This is a genomic window from Brevundimonas sp. (assembly GCF_036402095.1).
Classification (GTDB): domain Bacteria; phylum Pseudomonadota; class Alphaproteobacteria; order Caulobacterales; family Caulobacteraceae; genus Brevundimonas.
Genome location: NZ_DASWTO010000135.1, coordinates 1 through 2887 on the forward strand (window position 1 = coordinate 1; position 2887 = coordinate 2887).

6 protein-coding genes are annotated in these 2887 nt (G+C 69.9%); all 6 read right to left on the reverse strand.

The window, feature by feature from the left end; all coding sequences use genetic code 11:
* Nucleotides 1-23: 23 nt before the first annotated feature.
* The 6 genes from VGD32_RS09665 to VGD32_RS09690 all read right to left on the reverse strand — a co-directional run bounded on the left by VGD32_RS09665 (nt 24) and on the right by VGD32_RS09690 (nt 2596).
* On the reverse strand, nt 24-857 hold the full coding sequence (locus VGD32_RS09665; protein WP_331031680.1) for a flagellin: 834 nt from the start codon (nt 855-857) through the stop codon (nt 24-26).
* Between the two features lie 289 nt (nt 858-1146).
* Nucleotides 1147-1335, reverse strand: coding sequence for a hypothetical protein (locus VGD32_RS09670; RefSeq protein ID WP_331031681.1), 189 nt, complete (start codon nt 1333-1335; stop codon nt 1147-1149).
* Entirely contained in the window at nt 1298-1792 is a 495-nt protein-coding gene (locus VGD32_RS09675) for a hypothetical protein (RefSeq protein ID WP_331031682.1), read from the reverse strand. Before VGD32_RS09675 ends, VGD32_RS09670 begins: the two co-directional genes overlap by 38 nt.
* Complete coding sequence (locus VGD32_RS09680) at nt 1789-2172, reverse strand: M15 family metallopeptidase (protein ID WP_331031683.1); 384 nt, start codon at nt 2170-2172, stop codon at nt 1789-1791. The genes VGD32_RS09675 and VGD32_RS09680 overlap by 4 nt, the downstream gene beginning before the upstream one ends.
* The gene (locus tag VGD32_RS09685) at nt 2172-2444 is read right to left on the reverse strand and encodes a hypothetical protein (RefSeq protein WP_331031684.1); all 273 of its coding nucleotides are present in this window, start codon (nt 2442-2444) and stop codon (nt 2172-2174) included. Before VGD32_RS09685 ends, VGD32_RS09680 begins: the two co-directional genes overlap by 1 nt.
* A complete protein-coding gene (locus VGD32_RS09690; RefSeq protein WP_331031685.1) occupies nt 2441-2596 on the reverse strand; it encodes a hypothetical protein in 156 nt (51 codons plus the stop codon). Before VGD32_RS09690 ends, VGD32_RS09685 begins: the two co-directional genes overlap by 4 nt.
* Nucleotides 2597-2887 lie beyond the last annotated feature (291 nt).

Sequence of the window (2887 nt, forward strand, 5' to 3'; positions counted from 1 at the left end):
GGCCCCGCCCTTCCGGTCGATCCTTAGCGGAACAGTCCGAGCAGGATGGAGGTCGAGGAGTTGGCGATCGACAGCGCCTGCACACCCAGCTGTTGCTTGGTTTGCAGGGACTGCAGCCGGGCGCTTTCCTTGGCCAGATCGGCGTCGACCAGGTTGCCGACACCGGCTTCGATGGTGTCTTGCAGCTTGCCGACGAAGGTCAGGTGCGTCGCGAACGACTTGGAGCCGGTGCCCAGGCGAGCCAGGGAGGCCGAAACCTTGTCGATCGAGGCGTTGACCAGACCCAGGGCCGTGGTGGCCAGGGTCGAGGTGCCGATGGTGGTGGTCGAGGTCACGGTCACGTTGGCGCCGCCCAGCGACAGGTTTTCACCCGCGGCCTTGATGGTGGAGCCGGTCGTGTTGGCGAGGGCCTTGTAGCCGTTGGTGCCGGTCGAGTTGTCCAGCAGGTTGACGCCGTTGAACTTGGCGTTCGACACCACGGTGGCGATCTGGTCGCGGATGGCCTTGAAGTCTTCGTTCAGGGCCGACCGGGCCGAGGTCGTCAGGCTGGAGTCGGTGGCCGCGAGGGCCTTTTCCTTCAGCTGGCTGAGCAGGTCGGAGACCGACTCGCCGGCGGAGAGGGCGACGTCCAGGGCCGATTGGCCGCGGTTCAGGCTGTCCTTGACCGCGTTCAGGGCGCCGATTTCAGCGCGCTGTCCCTGGGCGATGGCGAAGATGGCGCCGTTGTCCTTGGCGGACGAGACGATCTTGCCGGTGTTGATGCGATTTTGAACCGTGCTGAGTTCGTTGTTCGTAACTTGCAGGTTCTGGAGGGCGATCATCGCGCCCGTGTTCGTGTTAACGCTGTTCAGCGCCATGACACGTATTCCTTCTTCAAGGTGTCCGACGCCGTTTTGGCTGCCGGGAGCATTCTGCTCGGACGCATCCGCAGCAAGGACGGGACCAGTCGCCGATCCGGCGTGCCACGGCGCCCCTCATTGATTTTGCTGCGGTAGTTCTTGTTAAGCACGTCCCATACCCGGCAGGTTTTGCCGGGCTCCCGGCAAGAACTGCCCGGCCACCCGGCACAAGTTGCATTCATGGCGTTGGCAGGGTCCTGCGAATTCGACCCGCCAACCCTGCGAGAATCGGCCGGGGTGTCCGGTCTCACCACAGCCAGAGGCGGCGCCGGGGCAGGCTCGTCTTCCGCCAGCGGTCCTGCAGCGCGCGTTCGGCCTCCAGCGTCTCCACCGCCAGTTCGCGGGCCGTGTCGCAGGCGACGAGGGCGGCGCCGCGCGCGACATAGGCGACCTCCAGATCACCTTCCGTCGGGGTCTGCGGCAGACGGTCCAGCACGCACGGTTGAATCGCCGCCTGCGGCAGTTCCAGGCGAGGCGGGAGCGCAGACGGCGGGGGCGAGCCGGCACAGCTCGCGATCATGACGGAGAAGGCGATCGGCACGAGCCGAATCCAGCGGGGTCGATGCATTGTGGGCGCTCCGGGCCTGGGTCGTGGCCTCGGCGGTCGCCCGCGTCACGGCCACGGCCTGTTGATGGGATTGGTCGAGGCGGCGGGCCTGATCGGCCAGCCCTTCCGTTTCGAGACGGCGCGCGAGGGCGTCCGACGCCGACGCCGCGGCGTAGGTTTCGGCGATCCGCAGGCGCCGCCGGGCGATGTCGAGCGGATCCCAGCGCAGGCCAAGGCCATGACCCAGCGCTACAACGGCCACGGCGACGGCCACCAGGCACAGCCCCCACGCCGCCGGGCCCCAGGCGATCAGGTTCAGCCGTTTCAGGATCGACGGGCCCGTCATGGGAACATCTTCCGGTCGAGCTCGAAATGCGGGCCGTCACGCAGCGTGGGCCAGTCGCCGCCCCAGACAATGGCGGCGCCCTGCCGCGCCGCGGCGGCCTTGAAGGCGGCTGCGATGCGCGGATAGAGCGGCCAGTCCCAGCGGACCTGTCCATCGACCATGGCGGCGACGTCGATGGCGTGTCCGGTCAGGTGCCGGGAGTGCTTCGTACGGCTGGCGCCGGCGCGGATGAGGGCGGCTTGCCGCTCCCTGGTTCTCAACCCCTCTGTGATCATGAAATCGACGGGACTGAGGGCCACAGCCTCGCGGGCCAGGGCGACGAGACGGGGATGCACCCCATCCAGCCGCCTCATCGATCGCTCGGAGAGACGGAAGCCCATCAGCGTCCCTCCTCCGTCGGCCGCAGCACGCGCAGGCTGGCGATCAGTTGCTGGGCCGTCGGCGCCACCAGGTAGAGGATCATGGTCAGGGCCATCAGGGCCATAAGCCCCCTGGCGAGCGGAAGCGCCGCCTCGGGCGGCGTCACGGCTATCAGACGGTCCAGCAGCAGCCAGGCCGCGCCGGTGCTGGCGAACACATACAGGCGGCGCCACAGCCAGCGCCCCTCGGCCAGCGGCGGCGCGCCAGCCGGGTGAAGAGCCGGCTCGCTCATCGCTCGTCCTCCGGATCATCGACAGGGTGGCCGCCCGGCCGGCGGTCGGCTCCCGCCTGGGCGTAGAGATCGTCGGCGGACAGGCTGAACGGAGCGTCCCAGACCTCAGGGTCGAGCAGGACGTGTTCGCGCATGTGGCGGGGTCTTGCCATGGCGGTCATCCCTGCGCGATCAGCCAGACGAGGCCGCCCGCACCGGCCCCTCCGGTGCCGCCCGCCGTAGTTCCGGCGCCGCCGCCTCCCCCGCCACCCCCGGCCGACCCACCGCCGCCGCCGTCGTGACCCACGCCGGACGCGACCGCTCCGCCACCGCCACCGCCACCGCCGGCCCAGTAGAGCGCCGGCTGCGGGGCTGCCGCCCCGGACCCGCCCGGGGCGCCGGTTCCGCCGGAGCCGCCGAGGGCCTTGACCGCGAGCGAGCCGCCGTCGCCGCCTGCGCCGCCC